The 20090-nt window shown below is 73.4% G+C and carries 20 protein-coding genes; 11 read left to right on the top strand and 9 right to left on the bottom strand.

The window, feature by feature from the left end; all coding sequences use genetic code 11:
- Nucleotides 1-55: 55 nt before the first annotated feature.
- Genes ACZ3ZE_RS02825 through ACZ3ZE_RS02810 form a run of 4 tightly spaced genes read left to right on the top strand, consistent with a single transcriptional unit; the run spans nucleotide 56 to nucleotide 3837 of the window.
- Nucleotides 56-706 (top strand): hypothetical protein, encoded by a 651-nt coding sequence (locus ACZ3ZE_RS02825; protein ID WP_361163592.1) that lies wholly within the window; start codon nucleotides 56-58, stop codon nucleotides 704-706.
- A complete protein-coding gene (locus ACZ3ZE_RS02820; RefSeq protein ID WP_361624201.1) occupies nucleotides 693-1841 on the top strand; it encodes a peptidoglycan-binding protein in 1149 nt (382 codons plus the stop codon). The genes ACZ3ZE_RS02825 and ACZ3ZE_RS02820 overlap by 14 nt, the downstream gene beginning before the upstream one ends.
- Nucleotides 1838-2635 carry an ABC transporter ATP-binding protein gene (locus ACZ3ZE_RS02815; protein ID WP_467257103.1) on the top strand — a complete coding sequence of 266 codons (798 nt, stop codon included), beginning with the start codon at nucleotides 1838-1840 and terminating at the stop codon, nucleotides 2633-2635. The genes ACZ3ZE_RS02820 and ACZ3ZE_RS02815 overlap by 4 nt, the downstream gene beginning before the upstream one ends.
- Entirely contained in the window at nucleotides 2632-3837 is a 1206-nt protein-coding gene (locus ACZ3ZE_RS02810) for an ABC transporter permease (RefSeq protein WP_361163598.1), read from the top strand. The genes ACZ3ZE_RS02815 and ACZ3ZE_RS02810 overlap by 4 nt, the downstream gene beginning before the upstream one ends.
- Before the next feature lie 93 nt (nucleotides 3838-3930).
- Here the strand turns inward: ACZ3ZE_RS02810 and ACZ3ZE_RS02805 are convergent, their stop codons facing one another.
- The 8 genes from ACZ3ZE_RS02805 to ACZ3ZE_RS02770 all read right to left on the bottom strand — a co-directional run bounded on the left by ACZ3ZE_RS02805 (nucleotide 3931) and on the right by ACZ3ZE_RS02770 (nucleotide 12394).
- The gene (locus ACZ3ZE_RS02805; protein ID WP_361624210.1) at nucleotides 3931-4332 is read right to left on the bottom strand and encodes an aggregation-promoting factor C-terminal-like domain-containing protein; all 402 of its coding nucleotides are present in this window, start codon (nucleotides 4330-4332) and stop codon (nucleotides 3931-3933) included.
- A 284-nt stretch (nucleotides 4333-4616) separates the two neighbouring features.
- On the bottom strand, nucleotides 4617-5474 hold the full coding sequence (locus ACZ3ZE_RS02800; RefSeq protein WP_361163600.1) for an ECF transporter S component: 858 nt from the start codon (nucleotides 5472-5474) through the stop codon (nucleotides 4617-4619).
- Nucleotides 5471-7480: an ABC transporter ATP-binding protein gene (locus tag ACZ3ZE_RS02795; RefSeq protein WP_467257101.1), complete on the bottom strand. Its 2010-nt coding sequence runs from the start codon at nucleotides 7478-7480 to the stop codon at nucleotides 5471-5473. The genes ACZ3ZE_RS02800 and ACZ3ZE_RS02795 overlap by 4 nt, the downstream gene beginning before the upstream one ends.
- The gene (locus tag ACZ3ZE_RS02790) at nucleotides 7477-8586 is read right to left on the bottom strand and encodes an energy-coupling factor transporter transmembrane component T (protein ID WP_361163604.1); all 1110 of its coding nucleotides are present in this window, start codon (nucleotides 8584-8586) and stop codon (nucleotides 7477-7479) included. Before ACZ3ZE_RS02790 ends, ACZ3ZE_RS02795 begins: the two co-directional genes overlap by 4 nt.
- Nucleotides 8583-9230, bottom strand: a complete 648-nt coding sequence (locus ACZ3ZE_RS02785) for an SCO2322 family protein (RefSeq protein ID WP_467257510.1) — start codon at nucleotides 9228-9230, stop codon at nucleotides 8583-8585. Before ACZ3ZE_RS02785 ends, ACZ3ZE_RS02790 begins: the two co-directional genes overlap by 4 nt.
- A 41-nt stretch (nucleotides 9231-9271) precedes the next feature.
- Complete coding sequence (locus tag ACZ3ZE_RS02780; RefSeq protein ID WP_467257099.1) at nucleotides 9272-10522, bottom strand: prenyltransferase/squalene oxidase repeat-containing protein; 1251 nt, start codon at nucleotides 10520-10522, stop codon at nucleotides 9272-9274.
- A gap of 259 nt (nucleotides 10523-10781) precedes the next feature.
- Nucleotides 10782-11831, bottom strand: coding sequence for an MBL fold metallo-hydrolase (locus ACZ3ZE_RS02775; RefSeq protein ID WP_361163608.1), 1050 nt, complete (start codon nucleotides 11829-11831; stop codon nucleotides 10782-10784).
- 101 nt (nucleotides 11832-11932) lie between these two features.
- The gene (locus tag ACZ3ZE_RS02770) at nucleotides 11933-12394 is read right to left on the bottom strand and encodes a hypothetical protein (RefSeq protein WP_361163610.1); all 462 of its coding nucleotides are present in this window, start codon (nucleotides 12392-12394) and stop codon (nucleotides 11933-11935) included.
- A 237-nt stretch (nucleotides 12395-12631) separates the two neighbouring features.
- Here ACZ3ZE_RS02770 and ACZ3ZE_RS02765 point away from each other — a divergent pair, with 237 nt between their 5' ends.
- From ACZ3ZE_RS02765 to ACZ3ZE_RS02755, 3 genes are all read left to right on the top strand, one after another.
- Nucleotides 12632-14101 carry an aldehyde dehydrogenase gene (locus ACZ3ZE_RS02765; protein WP_361163612.1) on the top strand — a complete coding sequence of 490 codons (1470 nt, stop codon included), beginning with the start codon at nucleotides 12632-12634 and terminating at the stop codon, nucleotides 14099-14101.
- Nucleotides 14101-14334: a ferredoxin gene (locus tag ACZ3ZE_RS02760; RefSeq protein ID WP_361163614.1), complete on the top strand. Its 234-nt coding sequence runs from the start codon at nucleotides 14101-14103 to the stop codon at nucleotides 14332-14334. The genes ACZ3ZE_RS02765 and ACZ3ZE_RS02760 overlap by 1 nt, the downstream gene beginning before the upstream one ends.
- A 122-nt stretch (nucleotides 14335-14456) precedes the next feature.
- Entirely contained in the window at nucleotides 14457-14972 is a 516-nt protein-coding gene (locus tag ACZ3ZE_RS02755; protein WP_361163616.1) for a hypothetical protein, read from the top strand.
- Between the two features lie 11 nt (nucleotides 14973-14983).
- Here ACZ3ZE_RS02755 and ACZ3ZE_RS02750 read toward each other — a convergent pair whose 3' ends face one another.
- Nucleotides 14984-15610, bottom strand: coding sequence for a TetR family transcriptional regulator (locus ACZ3ZE_RS02750; RefSeq protein ID WP_361163618.1), 627 nt, complete (start codon nucleotides 15608-15610; stop codon nucleotides 14984-14986).
- A gap of 230 nt (nucleotides 15611-15840) precedes the next feature.
- On the opposite strand from ACZ3ZE_RS02750, the gene ACZ3ZE_RS02745 reads away from it, so the two are divergent.
- The 4 genes from ACZ3ZE_RS02745 to ACZ3ZE_RS02730 all read left to right on the top strand — a co-directional run bounded on the left by ACZ3ZE_RS02745 (nucleotide 15841) and on the right by ACZ3ZE_RS02730 (nucleotide 19911).
- The gene (locus ACZ3ZE_RS02745) at nucleotides 15841-17184 is read left to right on the top strand and encodes a glycosyltransferase family 4 protein (protein ID WP_361163620.1); all 1344 of its coding nucleotides are present in this window, start codon (nucleotides 15841-15843) and stop codon (nucleotides 17182-17184) included.
- Nucleotides 17178-17912, top strand: coding sequence for a class I SAM-dependent methyltransferase (locus tag ACZ3ZE_RS02740; RefSeq protein ID WP_361163622.1), 735 nt, complete (start codon nucleotides 17178-17180; stop codon nucleotides 17910-17912). Before ACZ3ZE_RS02745 ends, ACZ3ZE_RS02740 begins: the two co-directional genes overlap by 7 nt.
- A 14-nt stretch (nucleotides 17913-17926) precedes the next feature.
- The gene (locus ACZ3ZE_RS02735; protein WP_442303910.1) at nucleotides 17927-18985 is read left to right on the top strand and encodes a prenyltransferase; all 1059 of its coding nucleotides are present in this window, start codon (nucleotides 17927-17929) and stop codon (nucleotides 18983-18985) included.
- Nucleotides 18986-19095: 110 nt separating this feature from the next.
- Nucleotides 19096-19911, top strand: a complete 816-nt coding sequence (locus tag ACZ3ZE_RS02730) for a DUF2690 domain-containing protein (protein ID WP_467257097.1) — start codon at nucleotides 19096-19098, stop codon at nucleotides 19909-19911.
- Nucleotides 19912-20090: the final 179 nt, after the last annotated feature.

The raw sequence follows: 20090 nt of genomic DNA, 5'->3' as shown, positions 1-20090 counted from the left end.
GGAGGCGAACGGCGGCCTGACAGGTTCCTCACATCCGGCCGGAAGTCTCGGCGGCATGCAGAACACCACGCGGACGCGTACGACACGCTCCACCGCCCTCGCCACGGGCGCCCTCGCCCTCACCCTCCTGCTCAGCGCCTGCGGCGGAGGCGAGGGGGTCCGGGCGGAGGACGGGGCGGCGGGGAGGAGCGACGGCGTCGCCTCCCTCGACGACGGCCGGTCCAAGGCTCCGGAGACCACCCGTTCCGCCCCGGCGAAGGCCGCCGACGAGGGTCGCCCGCAGTGGCGGCTCGACTCCACGGACGAGGAGATCAACCGCCTTTGGGACCGCTACTACGGCTGCCTCAAGACGAACGGCGTCCGCTTCGTGCCCGCCCGCGACGCCAAGGCGCCCGGCCCGGACAGTGGTGACCCCACCCACGAGGTCGTCGCCGAACCCGACAAGCGCGAGCCCAAGGCCGCGTACGACGCCTGTGACGGCACGATGCCGATGATGCCGGACGAGCTCGACGAGAAGAAGAACCCCAAGTACCGCGAGCAGTTCGCCGCGCAGGTCACGTGCATGCAGAAGAAGGGCGCGGAGGTCACCCTCAACCCCGACTTCAGCGGCTGGACCTACGCCACCTCGACCCCGAAGCTGAGCGAGAAGGAGATCGACGACCTGGACCGCGCCTGCATGCTGGAGGCGTTCGGTGGCAAGCGCTGACCCGGCCGCCCACGAGCCGGCCCGCCGCCGCCGGCGCGGACCCGTCCTCGGACTCGTCGCGCTCGCCGTCGTCGGCGCGGTCACCGGCGGCCTCGCCCTCGCGAACGGCGGTGGCTCCGGCCCCGACGGCCCGGCGTCCGCCGGGACCGCCCGGGTGACCAAGGCCACCGTCCGCACCACCGACCTCTCCGACACCAAGGAACTCGGCGGCACGCTCGGTTTCGGCGCCGAGCGCCCGCTGAAGGGCGCCGGCAAGGGCGTGGTCACCTGGCTGCCGAAGAGCGGCGCCACCGTCGGGCGCGGCAGGACCCTCTACAAGGTCGACGACCGGCCGGTGCCGGTGTTCTTCGGCGCCACCCCGCTGTTCCGGAAGCTGGAGAAGGGCGCGACCGGCGGCGACGTGAAGGTGGTCGCCGACAACCTCCGGGCGCTCGGCTACGACATCGACCGCGTCCCCGGCGGCGGTACGGAAGGGACGTCCGTGACGGACTCCGGCGCCGACCGGGGCCGCTTCACCGCCGCCCTGAGCGCGGCGATCAAGCGCTGGCAGAAGCGGATCGGCATGGCGCAGACCGGCACCTTCGACGTCGGCGACGTCGTCGTCATGCCCGGTCCTGTGCGGGTCGGCGCGGTCCGGGCGCAGCTCGGCGCGGACGCCGGGGAGGAGCTGATGACGCTCACTTCGACGGCGAAGGCCGTCACCGTGTCGGTCGCGGCGACCGAGACGGGCACGTTCGGTGAGGGCACGAAGGTCACCGTGGTCCTGCCGGACGGCAAGGAGGCCCCCGGCCGGGTCACCGCCGTCAGCCGTACGGCGACCGGCGGCGACCAGCCGGACAGCGGGCTGCCGGGCGGCGGCCCCGCCAAGGTGGACGTCACCGTCGAACTGGACAGCGTGACGGCGGTCGAGGACCTCGACTCGGCGTCCGTCCGCGTCAGGTTCACCGCCGAGACCCGCAAGGGCGTCCTCGCCGTACCGGTCGGCGCGCTGCTCGCGCTCAGCGAGGGCGGGTACGCGGTGCAGCGGCCCGACGGCACGCTGATCGCCGTGGAGACCGGCATGTTCTCGCGCGGCCTGGTCGAGGTGCGGGGCGCGGGCCTGAAGAACGGCACCGAGGTCGTGACGGCCTCATGACCCTCCAGGACAGCCGGTACGAGGAGAGCACGGGGCCCACCCCCACCCCCACCCCTACCCCCGCCCTCGCCGTCCGCCGGGCCTCGCGCCGCTACCCCGGTGGGGTGACGGCCCTCGACGACGTCTCGCTCACCATCGGGCGCGGCGAGCTGGTGGCGATCGTCGGCCCGTCGGGGTCGGGGAAGTCGACCCTCCTCAACCTCATGGGGACCCTGGACCGCCCCACCTCGGGAACGATCGAGATCGACGGGCAGGACATCGCCCGCCTCGGCGACCGGCAGCTGTCCGCGCTGCGCGGACGCCGGCTCGGGTTCGTGTTCCAGCAGTTCCACCTCACCGACGGCCTCAGCGCCGCCGAGAATGTGGCGACCGGTCTGCTGTACGCCGGGGTGCCCCGGCGCAGGCGCCGCCCGCTCGCCCTGGAGGCGCTCGGACGGGTCGGGCTCGGCCACCGCGCCGGGCACCGGCCGCACGAGCTGTCCGGCGGCGAGCGGCAGCGCGTCGCCATCGCCCGCGCCCTGGTCAACCGGCCCTCGCTGGTCCTCGCCGACGAGCCGACCGGCGCCCTGGACACCGCGAACGGGCGGGCGGTGCTCGACCTGCTGACCCGCCTCAACGCGGAGGACACGACGATCGCGCTGATCACCCACGACCGGGACATCGCCGCCGGGCTGCCCCGCCGGGTGGAGATCCTGGACGGCCGGATCGTCGCCGACACCGCCACCGACACCCACATGGTCACCGACCCGGCCACCCACACGGCCACCGACCCGGCCACCGGGGGTGCCCGATGACCCGCGCCGCCAAGCCCGTACGGCTCGCCCCCCGGGACATCCTCTCCCTCGGGCTCCTCGGCATCCGTACGAGGAAGCTGCGCGCCGCGCTGTCCGCGCTCGGCATCTCCCTCGGCATCGCCACGCTGATCCTCGTCATCGGCATCCCCGCCTCCAGCCGGCAGGCGCTGATGGCCGAGCTGTCGGCGATGGGCACCAACCTGCTGCGCGCCGAACCCATGCCGGACCGCGACCCGCCGGTGCTGCTGGCCGAGGACGCGGTCGGCTCGGTGCGCCGGATCGGACCGGTCACCGCGGTGAGCGCGGTCGGCAACACCCACGCGCCGGTCCGCCGCTCGGACAAGGTGCCGGTCAGCGACGGCGCCGGGATCACCGCGTTCGCGGCCCGTACCGACCTGCTGCCGGCGCTGGGCGCCCGGCCGGCGTCGGGGCGGGCCCTCGACACGGCGTCCGCGGCGTTCCCGACGGTGGTCCTCGGCCACCGGGCCGCCGAACGGCTCGGCATCCCCCGGATCGTGCCCGGGGCCCCGCCGCCGCAGATCGCCGTCGGTGACGGACTCTTCACGGTGATCGGCGTCCTCGCGCCGGTCCCGCTCGCCCCCGAGATCGACAGCTCGGTCCTGGTCGGCTGGCAGGCGGCCCGCGACCGCCTGGGCTTCGACGGGCACCCCACCGTCGTCTACGTGAAGGCGCGCGAGGACTCCCTGGAAGCCGTACGGGACGTCCTCGCCCCCACCCTCTACCCGCAGATGCCCGGATTGGTGCAGGTCAGCCGCCCCTCGGACGCGCTGGCCGCCAAACGCGCCACCGAGAGCACCTTCTCGGCGCTCTTCCTGGGCCTCGGCGGCGTCGCGCTGCTCGTCGGCGGGATCGGCGTGGCCAACACCATGTTCATCTCGGTCCTGGAACGGCGCCGGGAGATCGGCCTGCGCCGGGCGCTCGGGGCGAACCGCGGCCAGATCCGGGGACAGTTCCTCACCGAGTCCGTGGTGCTCAGCGGCCTCGGCGGGCTCGCGGGCACCGCGCTCGGCGCGGGCGCGACGGCCGGCTACGCCCTGTGGCGCGACTGGCCGGCGGTCGTCCCGCCCGGCGCGGCGGGCGCGGGCCTGGGCGGGGCGCTCCTCGTCGGGATGGCGGCGGGCGTGTACCCGTCGGTGCGGGCCGCCCGAATGACCCCGACGGAGGCGCTGAACGCGCAGTGAGGGGCGGGGCCTGCCCCGGAAACGCCGCAGGCCCCGCCCCTCCATGCGGAGGGCGGGGCCTTGCGGGTGGCGCGCGGTGCGGCGTGGTGACTCTTAGTACCAGCCGTGCGACTGCCAGAAGTTCCAGGCGCCGTTCGGGGAACCGTAGCGCTCGTTCATGTAGTCGAGACCCCACTTGATCTGGGTGGCGGGGTTGGTCTTCCAGTCGGAACCGGCCGAGGACATCTTCGAACCGGGCAGGGCCTGGACCAGGCCGTAGGCGCCGCTGGAGGAGTTGGTGGCGGTGTGGTTCCAGCCGGACTCGTGCTCGACGATCTTGCTGAAGGACGCGTACTGCGCCGGCGGCACGATCTGTCGGGCGATCTCCTGGGGGGTGGCGGCGGAAGCCGTACCCGTCGTGCCGAGCACCGCACCCGAGGCGCCGAGCAGCACCGCTGCGGTCACGGCGAAGGACTTCTTGCGGGAGTGGGCACGAGTGGCGATCGAGCGGAACAAAACGTCAACCTAACGTCGGGGACTGGGTCCGTGCCAGGGGTTTCGGCATGCCGGAACCAGGGCCCGGGAGACCCGGGAACTGGGGGGAACCGGCCGGCCGTGCCGTTGCGATGAGCACCGGCTGCCTGGCGACGTCCACCAGAGAAACAAACCCCGGACGGCGGCGCAACGACCCCCAGTACGAGGAAGGTTCGGACCCCGCCCACAGCCCCGACGCGAGCTCTGCCCCGTTTCCGCAGGTAGACCCCCCGTATGGGGGCATTTGCCCCACCCCCAACCGCCTACTATTTCCCGTCGTACGTGACGTGGGTCCTATGAGGCGCCTCACCCGGGAGGGCCCTCCCAGGGGCCTCGAATGTGACCTGGGCCTCGAAGTTCGCGCGCCGCGTGGCCCGCCGGAGCGCCTTCAGGAGGGCGCCGCCGACGGTCAGCGTCAGCACCACGGTGAGCACGGCCCGCCCGAGGTCCCAACCGAGAGAGGTCGCGACCACGTACGCCAGGAAACGGACCAGGTTCTCGTGCACCGGCGCCCCCGGCTGGAACGAGACGCCCTGCCCCAGGCCGCCGACCGTCACCCAGCCGTACAGATTGGTGACCGTGCCGTACGCGAAGGCCGCCACGAAGCCGTACGCCGAGAGCATCAGCAGCTCGCCCCGCCCCCGCAGCCGCCCCGGCAGCAGGCCCGCGCCCATCGCGAACCAGCCCATCGCCAGCATCTGCGTCGGCATCCACGGCCCCACGCCGCCCGTGAGCAGGGCCGACGCGAACATCGTGACCGCGCCCAGCACGAAACCGAAACCCGGCCCCAGGACCCGGCCGCTCAGCACCATCAGGAAGAACATCGGCTCCAGGCCGGCCGTCCCCGCCCCCAACGGCCGCAGCGCCGCGCCCACCGCGGCCAGCACCCCCAGCATCGCCACCGCCTTCGCGTCCATCCCGCAGTCCGCGATCGTCGCCACGACCACCGCGATCAGGAGAGGAAGCAGCAGGGCGAAGAACCAGGGGGCGTCGGCGGCGTGGTCGGTCAGCGCCGAACCCGCGTCGGCGAAGAGCGGCCAGCCGACCGCGATCAGCCCGACGACGGAGACCAGGACCAGGGCGACGACCGAACGGGCGCCCAGGCGGATCGGCCGCGCGTTCACAGGGCCGCCTCCACCTGTTCGACGGTGAGCCACGGCTGGGGCGCGAGGATCTTCGCGACCTGCGGCGAGAACGCCGGCGACGACACGACCACCTCGGCCGTCGGCCCGTCCGCGACCACCTCGCCGCCCGCGACGATCACCACCCGGTGCGCCAGCTCCGCCGCCAGCTCCACGTCATGCGTGGCCAGCACGATCGCGTGCCCCTCCGCCGCGAGCCCGCGCAGCCGCGCCACCAGACGGGCCTTGGCCGCGTAGTCCAGACCACGGGTCGGCTCGTCGAGCAGCAGCAGCGGCGGGCGGGCCGTCAGCACCACGGACAGCGCGAGCGTCAGCCGCTGCCCCTCCGACAGGTCCCGCGGATGCGTCACGTCCGCGACCCCCGGCAGCAGCTCCGACACCAGCGCCCGGCAGCTGCCCGGCTCCGCCCCCGCGTCCACGTCGGCGGCCGCGCACTCGGCGGCCACCGTGTCAGCGAACAGCAGATCCCGAGGCTCCTGCGGAACGAGCCCCACCTGCCGGATCAGGGCCCGCGGGTCCGTGGCGTGCGGGGTGAGGCCGGCGACGCGGACGGTGCCGGCCGTCGGCGCGATCATCCCGACGAGCGTGCCGAGCAGCGTCGACTTCCCGGCCCCGTTCCGCCCCATGAGCGCGACGGTCTCGCCCGCGGCGACCTGGAGCGTCACCTGGCGCAGGGCCTCGACGCGGCCGCGGCGGACGGCGAGCCGTTCGACGTCGACGAGGGGGAGGCCGGGGGTGCCGGGGGCAGGGAGGGTGCGGCGCCGTCGGAAGAGGGAGAGTCCCCCACCCCGCCCCTTCCCGAAACCGGTGGCTCCGCCCCCGGACCCCCGCGCCTCAAACGCCGGCGGGGCTGTATTTGTGGGCGGGGCGAGATTTCCAGGCGGGGCCGAATCGACCGGCAGGGCCGAGTCGACCGGCAGGGCCGAGTCGGCCGGTGACGCCGGCTGTGCGGGTTCGACCGGCGGCGCCGGAGTCCCGCCGGTGGGGGTACATCCAGCCCGTCCGGCGTTTGAGGACCGGGGTCCGGGGCGGAGCCCCGGAAGGGGGGTCCGGGGCGCAGCCCCGGTTCGGGAAGGGGCGGGGTGGGGAAGAAGGCCCGCCGCAGGCGCCTCGGGCCCGCGGCTCGTCCCGGTGGCTCCGTCCCCGGACCCCCGCGCCTCACACTCCGGCGAGGCTGGATCCGCCCCGCCCAACCGCTCCCGCAACCCCCCCGCCGCCCGCCGCGCATCCCGCACGGACAGCGGCAACGGCTCCCACCCGGCCAGCCGCCCCAGGGCGACCACGGGCGGGTGGACGGGTGACACGGCCATGATGTCGGCGGGCCGCCCGAGGATGCCGTCGGGGAGGAGGAGGACCTGGTCGGCGTACTGGACGACCCGTTCCAGGCGGTGTTCCGCCATGAGGACCGTCGTGCCGAGGTCGTGGACGAGCCGCTGGAGCACGGCGAGGACGTCCTCGGCGGCGGAGGGGTCGAGCGCGGAGGTCGGTTCGTCGAGGACGAGGACCTTGGGGTGGGGGGTGAGGACGGAGCCGATGGCGACGCGCTGCTGCTGTCCGCCGGAGAGCGTGGCGATGGGCCGGTCGCGGAGTTCGGCGAGGCCGAGCAGGTCGAGGACTTCCTCGACGCGCCGCCGCATGACGGCGGGGGCGAGGCCCAGGGATTCCATGCCGTAGGCGAGTTCGTCCTCGACGGTGTCGGTGACGAAGTGGGCGAGCGGGTCCTGCCCGACGGTGCCGACGAGGTCGGCGAGTTCGCGGGGCGGGTGGGTGCGGGTGTCGCGCCCGTCGACGGTGACCCGGCCGCGCAGGGTGCCGCCGGTGAAGTGGGGGACGAGTCCGGACACGGCGTTGAGGAGGGTCGATTTGCCTACGCCGGAGGGTCCGACGAGCAGGACGAGTTCCCCTTCGGGCACGGTGATGTCGAGCCCGCTGAGGGTGGGCGCGGCGGTGTCGTCGTAGGTCACCGAGACGTTCTCGAAGCGGATCATCGGGTGGTCTCCTTCGGAACGGGGGCGACGAAGGCGGGGAGCAGGCCGAGGAGGACGGACGCGGCGGGCCACAGCGGCAGCTCGGGTGCCTGGAGGGGGACGACGCCGGGGTGGAGCGCGTCGGGGGCGGCCGACGCGGCCCAGATCATGGCGACGGCGACGGTGATGCCGGAGGCGGCGACGAGCCAGGCCCGGACGCCCCAGTGGTCGGGCCGGTAGCGGGTCCTGGCGGCGCGCCGTCCGCCGAGCCGTAGTCCGGCGACGGCGGCGAGGAGTCCGGCGGCGAGCAGCGGCAGCCCGTATCCGGCTCCTTGTGCGGCGAGCAGCCCGTACGATCCGGCGCATACGCCGAGGAGTCCGCCGATGGTGAGGACGGCGGTGGTGCGCCGGACGGCGGGCGGCACCTGGGCGGTGCGGCCGTAGCCGCGGGCGTCCATGGAGGCGGCGACGGCGACGGAGCGTTCGAGGGCGCCTTCGAGGACCGGCAGGCCGATCTGGAGCAGGGCGCGTACGCCTCCGGTGGGGCGTCCGCGCAGCCGTCGGGCGGTGCGGAGCCGGACGACGTCGGCGACCATGTGGGGGGCGAAGGTCATGGCGACGACGACGGCGACGCCGACCTCGTACAGCGCGCCGGGGAGGGATTTGAGCAGCCGCGCCGGGTTGGCGAGGGCGTTGGCGGCGCCGACGCAGATGAGCAAGGTGGCGAGTTTCAGCCCGTCGTAGAGGGCGAAGACGAGTTGTTCGGCGGTGACCCGGCCGCCGATGCGTACGCCTTGGGCCCAGTCGGGCAGCGGCACTTCGGGCAGGGTGAAGAGCAGGCGTTCGCCGGGGATGGGCGAGCCGAGGACGAGCGAGAACACGACGCGCAGGGCGACGACGAACAGGCCGAGTCTGACGAAGGCGCCGTACGAGCGGGCCCAGGGCGCGTCGGTGCGGCGGGCCGCGACGACGTAGCCGGCGACGCCGATGATCAGGCCGAGGACGAGCGGGTTGGTGGTGCGGGAGGCGGCCACGGCGAGGCCGAGCGCCCAGAGCCACCAGGCTCCGGGGTGCAGGGCGTTCGAGCGGTTGGCTTCGGGGGCGCGCAGCCGGTGGGGGCGGGTCATCCGCGGCGGCGGCGGGCCTGCCAGACGCCGGCGATGCCGAGGAGCAGCACGGCGGCTCCGCCCGCGACGAGCCCGAAGGAGGGGCCGCCGGAGTGTTCGGGAGCGGCGGCGGCCGGCGTTCCGGCCGGCGTTCCGGCCGGTGTCGCGCCGGGCTTCGACGCCGAGGTGTCCGGTGGGGCGGCGACCTGTTCGCCGCAGCCCTTGGCGGGGTAGCCGGCGATGCCGCAGAGCATCGCGTTGGTGTCGTACCGCAGCGGCTTGGCGACGGCGGCGAGCGCTTCGGCGGCGGTGGCGTCCTCGCGGACCTGCGGGCAGCCGACCTGGAGCACCTTGGCGGGCGGGGTCTCGCCGGGCGGGGCGTCGAGGGGGCCGCCGAAGTCGATGACGACGGCGACGCGCTTGCTGCCGTCCTCCTTCTTCACGCCGTCGCAGATCGTGGCGAACGCGGGTGCGGCGGAGGGCTGGGAGGCGTCGGCGGAGTCGTTGCTGACGGCGAAGCGGAAGCCGATGACGTCGCCGTCGGCGGGCCGGGAGGTGGCCGGGCCCTGGGTGGCGTAGGCCCAGCCGCCGTCCTTGCCGCCGGCTTCCCAGAAGGACCAGTAGCGGTAGCCGGCGGCCTGGGCGGGCGCGGCGGCGAGCAGCATCAGGAGGCCGGCGGCGCCACCGGCGAGACCGGTGCGGGCCTTCACTTCTTGCGGCCGCTCAGGAGGAAGCCGATGCCGACGCCGACGACCATGCCGACGCCGATGATCCACCACAGGTCGAAGCCGGACTCGTCGTCCTCGGCGGTGGTGGACGCCTGCGAGTTGTCGGGTGCCTTGGGGGCGGGCCCGGTGGCGTTCAGCTGCTCCAAGAGGTCGGCGCTGCCGAAGCTGCGCGGGTCGGTGTCCATGGCGTGGGCGGCGAAGACCAGCTGGGCGTAGGCGGCGGGGCCGTTCTCCTTGGCCCAGGTGGGGGAGTTCTTCTCCAGCCAGGCCAGGGCGCCGGTCGCTTCCTTCTTCGCGCCGGCCGCGGCGAGCGCGACGACGGCGTCGGCGGTGTTGCCGTAGTCGGGGAGTTCGGCGGTCTCGGCGGCGCCGGGCATCGGCGGGGTGGTGAGGTGGCCGGTCTTGGCGAGCTGGGCGGCGAGGTAGGAGGCGCCGTTGAGGGCGGCCCGGTCGGCGGTCTGCTTGGGCAGGTCCTTGCAGACGGGGGGCTGCTCGGGCTGGGTGCCGCGGGCGGTGATGCCCTTGCCGAGTCCGCCGAGGGTGGCGGCGGCGGTGGCGTCGGCGTTGGCGAGCAGCGCGCCGGTCTTGTCGGGCTGGTAGGCGAAGGCGCCGGCGCCTTCCTTGGCCGTGCAGGGCAGGGCGAAGGTGAGGAGGGCGTCGTACGGGTTCTTGCCGTCGGCGGACTTGATGTCGCCGGGGCGTTCGCCGACGGCGACGAAGGCGCTGACGACGAGGGAGGTGGAGTTGGCGTCGCTGGGCCCGCCGGGGGTGTAGCTCCAGCCGCCGTCCTTGTTCTGCACGCTCTTGAGCCAGGCGGCGCCCGCCTTGGCGGCCTTCTCGGCCTTCTCGGGGGCGTGGGACTGGCGGCGGACCGCGGCGAGCGCCTGGACGGCGGCGGAGGTGGCGTTGCTGTCGGGCATCGTCTTGGCGTCGCAGGGCTTCGCCGGGTCGGGGCGGTACGAGGCGAAGGCGCCGGAGTCGCACTGCTGGCCGAGCAGCCAGTCCACGGCGTGGTCGGCGGGCTGGATGCCGGAGGTCCGCTGGGCGAGGAAGGCCAGCGACTGGCGCCAGACGCCGTCGTAGGTCGGGTCGGTCGTGCCGTACAGACCGGCGGGGATCTTCGCGGGGGTCGGCGTCGGCGAGGGTGCGGCGGCGGCCACTCCGGCGGCGGTGGTGCTGAGCACGGCACCGGCCGCGAGTGCGGCGGCGACACGGCGAACGCTGATCATGGGTCCCTCTCCTGCGGGCACCGGACACCGGCACCCGGGGAGCCAGCCTCCGGCGCCGTATTCCTCGACGGTGCCGGCGCTCACGTCCCGTACCGGGCATTCCGACTCCATGCCCTTGCGGGCATGTCACGGCTGCGGGTCAGTGCCGGAATCGCACCGGCTTTCCCCTGTACGGGCATGACGACGACCGCCCACTCTACCGGCCTCGCCCCGCCGGGACGGGGCGCGGTGCGTCACACCGGTGGTGGGGGCGGGGGTCTCAGACGGCCTGGTAGGCGACCGGGTCCGTGCCGGGGGCGGCTTCGGCACGGCCCAGTTTGACCAGGCGCCGGAGGTGGGCCTCGGCCTCGCTGACGGCGATGTTGCGGGAGCCGTGCGGGATCAGCTCCCAGGGGCGGTTCCACTCCATGCGTTCGGCGAGCTGCCAGGGGGTGAGCGGGGTGGCGAGGAGGGCGAGGAGTCCGGCGAGGCGTTCCTCGTGGTGGTCGAGGAGTTCGCGGACCCGGCGGGCGGCGTCGGGGAAGGCGTACTGGTGGGCGGGGAGCACTTCGGCGACGCCGAGCCGTCCGATGCGTTCGAGGGAGTCGAGGTAGTCGCCGAGGGGGTCGGCGGCGGTGGCCTCGTCGGGGTCCTCGTACAGCCCGATGTGGGGGCTGATCTCGGGGAGCAGGTGGTCGCCGGAGAAGAGCCGGCCGTGGCCGGGCAGGCCGGCCGGGTGGGCTTCCTCCAGGTGGAGGCAGACGTGGCCGGGGGTGTGGCCGGGGGTCCAGACGGCGCGCAGCCGGCGCCCGGCGAGGTCGAGCAGCTCGCCGGGGACGATCTCCCGGTCGGGCAGGGCGGAGGACAGGCCGGGCAGGGTCCGCATCCGGCCGTCGGCGCGGGCGGCGAGCAGGGGGGCGGTGTGTTCCTCGGGGGCGCCGACGGCGGCCAGTTTGCGGGCCAGGTAGTCGAGCCAGCTGCCGGGTTCGGCGCTGCTGGTGCGGCGGACGACGGCGATGTCGGCGGCGTGCATGGCGATCCAGGCGCCGGATTCCTCCCGGACCCGGCCGGAGAGGCCGTGGTGGTCGGGGTGGTGGTGGGTGACGACGACGCCGTGGACGTCCTGGATGCCGATGCCCAGGGTGCCGAGTCCGGTGGTGAGTTCGTGCCAGGAGGCGGGGTCGTCCCAGCCGGTGTCGACGAGGACGGGGCCGCGGTCGGTGTCGAGGACGTGGACGAGGGTGTGGCCGAGGGGGTTGTCGGGGATGGGCACCCGCAGTGACCAGACGCCTCCGCCGTGCTCGGTCACCTGGTCGGTCGCCTGCGTCATGAGCGCCCTCGTCTCTGCGTGCCGGTACGGCTGTCGCAGCACTATAACGAGAACTGACGCAGCGTCAGAATAGCTGGGGAGACCGAATGATCGGACGCGGCTCAGTCGATCCGCTGGCACACCGGCACGGGCAGTCGCGGCGACCAGGTCTGCGTGGTGCGGTCGAACGCGCGGGCGTAGCCGTTGTTGCCGGGGGCGCAGGGTGAACTGATCGTGGTCTCCACGTAGATCGCGCCGCCGGGGGTGATGGAGTGCGTCCGGGCGATGACCGTCTGGCGGAACATGACGGTGCCGTTGTTGAGCTTGACGTAGAGGGTGACCGGGCCGTCGACGGTGAAGTTGCCGCCGCCGATCTTCAGGTGCCCGTTGAAGGTGTACTGGAAGAGGAAGGGGGCGGGCGCCTTCGTGGCGACGGAGACGCTCTCGGGTACGGGCTGCGCGGCCGGCGCGGGTGCCGCCGAGGCGGTCGTCGGTACGAGCAGGGCGACCGCGGCGACGGACGAGACCGCGGCCGCCGTCATGCGCCGGGCCCGGTGCGGATGTGAGCGCGCGAGGGTACGCATGGCTGCTCCTCTGGGCGTGGGGGAGGGTGACGTCGGCGGCCGGAGTGCGCGCGCGGCCGCGGGTTCTTCCGCTCCGTCTCAAAGTCTAGACCGGCGGGCGCCGGTGCGCCCGCCGTCCCGAGTCTGGTCAAGCAGAACTAGAACTGGTATCAGTTCTGAAACACAGTCAGATACCGGCAGGCAGACATCGCCCGGCGGATATCGGCATCGGCGCGTGGTTCCGGGAGGCAGTCGGTCATGACCGAGCTTGTGGAGCACGGAAAACTGTTCATCGGCGGCGAGTTGACCGACCCGCTCGGCAGCGAGGTCATCGAGGTGATCTCCCCCCACACCGAGGAGGTCATCGGCCGCGTCCCGCACGCCGCCGAGGCCGATGTCGACCGGGCCGTCGCCGCCGCCCGCCGGGCCTTCGACGAGGGGCCCTGGCCGCGGATGACGCTGGAGGAGCGGATCGAGGTCGTCGGGCGGATCAAGGACGCCGTCGCGGTCCGGCACGAGGAGATCGCCCGCTCGATCAGCTCGCAGAACGGCTCCCCGTACTCCTGGTCCGTCCTCGCCCAGGCTCTGGGCGCGATGATGGTGTGGGACTCGGCGATCACCGTGGCCCGCGCGTACGCCTACGAGGAGCGGCGGGACGGTGTCCTCGGCCCGCTGCTCGTGCGGCGCGAGCCGGTCGGGGTGGTCGCGGCGGTCGTGCCGTGGAACGTGCCGCAGTTCACCGCCGCCGCCAAGCTGGGGCCCGCGCTGCTGGCCGGCTGCACCGTGATCCTCAAGCCCTCGCCGGAGTCGCCCCTCGACTCGTACATCCTCGGCGAGATCGCGGCCGAGGCCGGTCTGCCGGAGGGCGTGCTGTCGATCCTGCCGGCGGACCGCGAGGTCAGCGAGTACCTGGTGGCGCACCCTGGCATCGACAAGGTGTCCTTCACCGGCTCGGTCGCGGCGGGCAAGCGCGTGATGGAGGTCGCCGCGCGCAACCTCACCCGCGTCACCCTCGAACTCGGCGGCAAGTCCGCCGCCGTGATCCTGCCCGACGCCGACCTCGACGCGGCCGTCGCCGGGATCGTCCCGGCCGCCTGGATGAACAACGGGCAGGCCTGCGTGGCGCAGACCCGCATCCTCGCCCCGCGCTCCCGCTACGAGGAGATCGCCGAGGCCTTCGCCGCGGCGGCCGGAGCGCTCGTGGTCGGCGACCCGCTCGACCCCGCCACCCAGGTCGGCCCGCTCGTCGCCCGCCGCCAGCAGCAGCGCTCCCTCGACTACATCTCCATCGGCCAGGCGGAGGGCGCCAAGGTCCTCACGGGCGGCGGCCGTCCGGCCGGCCTGGAGCGCGGCTGGTACGTCGAGCCGACGCTCTTCGGCGGCGTCGACAACTCCATGCGGATCGCCCGCGAGGAGATCTTCGGCCCGGTCATCTGCCTCCTGCCGTACGGGGACGAGGACGAGGCCCTGCGGGTCGCGAACGACTCCGACTACGGCCTCAGCGGCAGCGTGTGGACCGGCGACGTCGAGCACGGCGTCGACTTCGCCCGCCGGGTCCGCACCGGCACCTTCAACGTCAACACCTTCAGCCTCGACATGCTCGGCCCCTTCGGCGGCTACAAGAACTCCGGCGTCGGCCGCGAGTTCGGCCCCGAGGGCCTGGGGGAGTACCTGGAGCACAAGATGATCCACCTGCCGGCCGGCTACGAGGGGCCGGGTGGCGCGTGATGGGCGACCGCTGGCACGTCGAGGTGGACCGCACGGTCTGCATCGGCTCGGGCATGTGCGTCAACCACGCCCCCCAGGGCTTCCGCCTGGACACCGCCCGCCAGTCCCACCCGCGCGAGGGCGAACTCGACGCCAGCGAACGGGTCCTGGCGGCCGCGGAGGGCTGCCCGGTGGAGGCCATCTCGATCACCCTGGTGGACGGCGGGGAGCCGGTGTTCCCTCCCGAGGACTAGTCGCGGCCTGGCACTCTCCTGCCTGAGTCGCCGTTCCCACGTGCAAAACTACTCCCTTGATCACGGGGGCAACGGGCCCTCGTGCACGGGGAATCGGGAGAGTTGTGCGCAAGGCGAGGTGGGTGGCCGCGGCTGTGGCCGCCGGTGCGGTGCTGTCGGTCGCGGGGTGCAGTGGGCAGGGCGGCGACGCCGGCAAGGGGACCCCGGGCGGTTCGGGGGCCTCGGCCGCCCCGTCGGCCGAGGGCGGTCTGTCCGCCGACGCGGTGAAGAAGGAGATCGAGACCGCCGCGAAGGCCGCGGGCTTCACGCAGGACGCCGCCGGCGACGACGTGCCGCCCGGCCTGGAGAACTGCATGGTCTCCTGGACGCCCGACACCGAGAAGGCCGTCAACCCCAAGAAGTCCTACACGGACACGCTCGACGCGCTCGGCAAGGGCGGCTGGAAGGAGGGGCAGGGCGTCGACCAGGGCGAGTCCAGGATCGTGCCCCTCACCAAGAGCCAGTGGAAGCTGAAGGCCAGCGAGCACACCATGGGCGAGTTCAAGATGGTGCTCTTCATCGCCAACGACACCTCGCCCGCGTGCGAGGAGCTGTTCAAGGCGGACCTGGAGAAGGAGAAGAGCAAGAAGAAGTCCTGATCCCCCGGGGGTCAGCCGCGCCCGGGGGCCTCGCCGGCCCCCGGCGCGGTCAGGTCGATCAGCCGGCAGACCGTCTCGATGTCGATCTTCACCTGTGCGATCGAGGCCCGGCCCGACAGCCAGGTGATCAGCGCCGAGTGCCAGGTGTGCTCGATCACCCGCACCGCCGAGAGCTGCGAAGGCGTCGGATGCTCGGTCCCCATCGCGTCCAGGATGATCGCGGTGGTCAGCCGGGACACCGTGTCCACCTCGGGGCTCACGCTCCGGTCCGCGAAGGTCAGCGCGCGGACCATCGCGTCCGCGAGCTGCGGTTCGCGCTGGAGCGCCCGGAAGGCCCGCATGAGGGTTTCGGCCACGCGCCCGGCCGGGTCGGCACCCGCCGGCGGACGTTTGCGGAGCGTGGTGTGCATGTGCTGGAGCTGGTCCTGCATGGTGGCGACCAGCAGATGGATCTTGGAGGGGAAGTAGCGGTAGAGCGTGCCGAGCGCGACGCCGGCGGCCTCCGCGACCTCCCGCATCTGCACGGCCTCGAACCCGCCGCGCCCGGCGAGCTGCGCGCTCGCCGTGAGGATGCGCCGGCGACGCGCCTCCTGACGCTCCGTCAGAGGCGGAGACGCCGGTCTGTCTTCCACGGTCATGGGGCCCCGTTCCGTGCGGTGGAGGAGCGACAGTATCGCGGGGCTCCGGCCGTGGTGCGAATCACCTGATCCGGCTTCTCACGGCGGAGCTACCTGCCGGTAGATTCTGTCCTCCTTGAAGGATCAAGAAGATCAAGCCAGAAGATCATGAACGATCAAGTCTGTAACTTGTTCTAGATTAGCGCGGGCGGTTACGCTCCCGCGAAATACACGCTCGAAGGGGGTCGCACATGACCGCGGAGGCCATAGAGGCAAGCCCCCGGCAGGGTGTCACGCCGGGCGGTGACGGTCCGTTGCGGATCGCTCTCCTCACGTACAAGGGGAACCCGTTCTGTGGGGGCCAGGGCGTCTACGTCCGGCACCTCTCCCGCGAGCTCGCCCGGCTCGGCCACAGCGTCGAGGTCCTCGGCTCCCAGCCGTACCCCACGCTCGACGAGGGCGTCCCGCTCACCGAGATCGCCAGCCTCGACCTCTACCGCCAGCCCGACCCGTTCCGCACCCCGAAGCGCGCCGAGTACCGGGACTGGATCGACGGCCTGGAGGTCGCCACCATGTGGACCGGCGGCTTCCCGGAGCCGCTGACCTTCTCGCTGCGCGCCCGCCGCGCCCTCGCCGCCCGCCGCGGCGACTTCGACGTCATCCACGACAACCAGACCCTCGGGTACGGACTCCTCGGCGGCCCGCGCGCCCTCGGCGCCCCGCTGGTGACCACGATCCACCACCCGATCACCGTCGACCGGCAGCTGGAGCTGGACGCCGCCGCCGACTGGAAGCGCCGCGCCTCCGTCCGCCGCTGGTACGCCTTCACCCGCATGCAGAAGCGCGTCGCCCGCCGCCTGCCCTCCGTCCTCACCGTCTCCGGCACCTCACGCCACGAGATCGTCGAGCACCTCGGCGTCCGCGAGGACCGCGTCGGCGTCGTCCACATCGGCGCCGACACCGACCTGTGGTCGCCCGACCCGTCCGTCGCCGAGGTCCCCGGCCGGATCGTCACCACCTCCAGCGCCGACGTCCCGCTCAAGGGCCTGGTCCATCTGATCGAGGCGCTCGCCAAGCTGCGCACCGAGCACCCGGACGCCCACCTCGTCGTCGTCGGCAAGCGCGCCGAGGACGGGCCGGTCGCCCAGGCCATCGAGCGGTACGGCCTGGAGGGCGCCGTCGAGTTCGTCAAGGGCGTCACCGACGCCGAGCTCGTCGACCTCTACCGCTCCGCCAAGGTCGCCTGCGTCCCCTCCCTGTACGAGGGCTTCTCGCTGCCCGCCGCCGAGGCGATGGCCACCGGCACCCCCCTGGTCGCCACCACCGGCGGCGCGATCCCCGAGGTCGCGGGCACCGACGGCGAGACCTGTCTGGCCGTCCCCCCGGGCGACGCGGGCGCGCTGGCCGCGGCCCTCGGCCGGGTCCTCACCGATCCCGGGCTCGGCGCGCGGCTCGGCGCGGCGGGCCGCGAGCGGGTCCTTGAGCGCTTCACCTGGGCGCGGGCCGCCCAGGGCACCGCCGAGCTGTACCGCGCGGCGATCGCCCAGCAGGGCGCGCAGGCCTCCCTCCACCGCGAAAGCAGGAACCCGTGCTGACCGTCGACTTCACCCGCTTTCCGCTCGCCCCCGGCGACCGCGTGCTCGACCTGGGCTGCGGCGGCGGGCGGCACGCCTTCGAGTGCTACCGGCGCGGTGCCCAGGTGGTCGCCCTAGACCAGAACGCGGAGGAGATCCGCGAGGTCGCCAAGTGGTTCGCGGCGATGAAGGAGGCCGGCGAGGCCCCGGCCGGCGCCAGCGCCACCGCGATGGAGGGCGACGCGCTCAACCTGCCCTTCCCCGACGAGTCCTTCGACGTCGTCATCATCTCCGAGGTCATGGAGCACATCCCGGACGACAAGGGCGTGCTCGCCGAGATGGTCCGGGTCCTCAAGCCGGGCGGCCGGATCGCCGTCACCGTCCCGCGCTACGGCCCCGAGAAGGTCTGCTGGGCGCTCTCCGACGCGTACCACGAGGTCGAGGGCGGCCACATCCGCATCTACAAGGCCGACGAGCTGCTCGCCAAGATGCGCCAGGCCGGCCTCAAGCCGTACGGCACCCACCACGCGCACGCCCTGCACGCCCCGTACTGGTGGCTGAAGTGCGCCTTCGGCGTCGACAACGACAAGGCGCTGCCGGTGAAGGCGTACCACAAGCTGCTGGTCTGGGACATCATGAAGAAGCCCGCCGTGACCCGGGTCGCCGAGCAGCTGCTCAACCCGGTCGTCGGCAAGAGCTTCGTGGCCTACGCGACCAAGCCCCACCTGCCCGTGGACGCCGCCAAGTGACCTCTCCCGAGCGGATGGCGCAGCACCTCGTCCTGCCGGGTGTGCTGACCGCCGAGGAGGCCGCCGAGACGGTGGCCCGCATCCTCGCCGTGCAGCGCGAGGACGGCGCCATACCCTGGTTCCGCGGGCACCACCTGGACCCGTGGGACCACACCGAGGCCGCGATGGCCCTGGACACGGCCGGCGAGTCGGAGGCCGCGGCCCGCGCCTACGCGTGGCTCGCCCGGCACCAGAACGCCGACGGCTCGTGGTACGCGGCCTACCGCGACGGCGACCCCGAGGACGTCACCGACCGCGGTCTGGAGTCCAACTTCGTCGCGTACGTCGCCGTCGGCGTCTGGCACCACTACCTGTCGACCGGCGACGACGTCTTCCTCGACCGCATGTGGCCGGTGGTCTACGCGGCCGTCGAGTTCGTCCTGCGGCTCCAGCGGCCGGGCGGCGAGATCGGCTGGAAGCGCGAGGCCGACGGCACCCCCGTCGAGGACGCGCTGCTGACCGGCAGCTCCTCGATCCACCAGGCGCTGCGCTGCGCCCTGGCCATCGCCGAGGAGCGCGAGGAGCCGCAGCCCGACTGGGAGCTGGCGGCCGGCGCGCTCGGCCACGCGATACGCAGCCACCCGGAGCGCTTCCTCGACAAGTCCCGCTACTCGATGGACTGGTACTACCCGGTCCTCGGCGGCGCGGTGACCGGTGCGGAGGCCAAGGCGCGGATCGACGGGCGGTGGGACGACTTCGTCGTGCCGGGCCTCGGGGTGCGCTGCGTGCTGCCCAACCCGTGGGTGACCGGCGGCGAGAGCTGCGAACTGGCCCTGACCCTGTGGGCGATGGGGGAGTCGGACCGGGCGCTGGAGATCCTCCAGGCCATCCGGCACCTGCGGGCCGCCGACGGCAACTACTGGACGGGTTACGTCTTCGAGGGCGACCGTGCGGTCTGGCCGGAGGAGCAGACCACCTGGACCTCGGGTTCGCTGCTGCTCGCGGTGGCGGCGCTCGGCGGCGACGAGGCGACGGTCGCGGTCTTCGGCGGGGAGCGGCTGCCGCGGGGGCTGGAGCCCGACTGCTGCGGCTGACCGCCCGGTTGATCCATGCGGGATGCACGTAAAACCGGTCGTTGGACCGGCTCTAGTATGTCCACGTCCATGGCTGGCATGGACATGCATATCAGGGAGAATCGGTCACAATGGACCGTGCGGGGTCGGTCACGGACCTCTCTGGCGAGCTTCTCGCGCTGAAGAAGGCGTCAGGGCACAGCTTCGCCCAGCTCAGCGAGAAGACCCACTACGCCAAGTCGTCGTGGGAACGGTGGGTCAACGGCAAGCAGTTCCCGCCGCGCGACGCCGTCGAAAGCCTCGCGAAGCTGTGCGAGACCGACCCGGCGCCGCTGCTCGCCCGCTGGGACGAGGAGGAGGCCCGGCGCGCGGCACCCGAGGCCGAACCCGACGGGACGGAAGCGCCGGACGACGGCACGCCGCCCCGCAGCCGCCGCACCCTCTGGGTCTCGCTCGTCCTCGGCCTCCTCCTGGTGGCCGCCGCGGGCGTGTACGCCGCCGTCACCCTCTCCGGCCCCGGCGAGCCGCCGGCCAAGCCCAAGCCCGCGGTGAAGGTCGCGGGCCCGGCCACCGGCTGCACCCTCACCACGTGCGAGGGCAAGGACCCGAAGAAGATGAACTGCGGCGCCGACGCGGTCACCGTCCGCACCGGCTCCATCCCCAAGGACCTCGTCATCGAGCTCCGCTACAGCCGCGCCTGCAAGGCCGCCTGGGGCCGCATCTCCTTCGCCGAGGTCGGCGCCACCGTCGTCGTCAACAACTCCGACGGCGCCGCCCAGGCCGATGTCGTCCACTACGACAGGGACGTCTACACCCCGCTGATCGCGGCCCCCGACAACGGCTCCGTCTTCGTCTGCGCCGCCCTGCCGAAGAAGAACGGCAAGGACAGCGTGCCCACCTGCACCGGCCGCTTCATCCCGAGCGCGGAGAAGGCCCAGCAGCCGTAGCGGGGGTCAGGCCTAGGGCCTGTCTTTCGGATCATGCCGGGCTCGCGGGGCCTGGCACGCACGCTCGCCGCGTTGTCGTCGGTCGCCAACGTCCCCCAGCTACCGCTGGGAGGTGCCCCCACCGCGTTGACTCCCTCCTCCGCCTTGCGATCGCACGCACCAGGCCCCGCTCCCTGATC

The sequence above is a fragment of the Streptomyces sp. NPDC023157 genome, from assembly GCF_055560575.1.
This window is presented reverse-complemented; position numbering and strand designations above follow the sequence as displayed.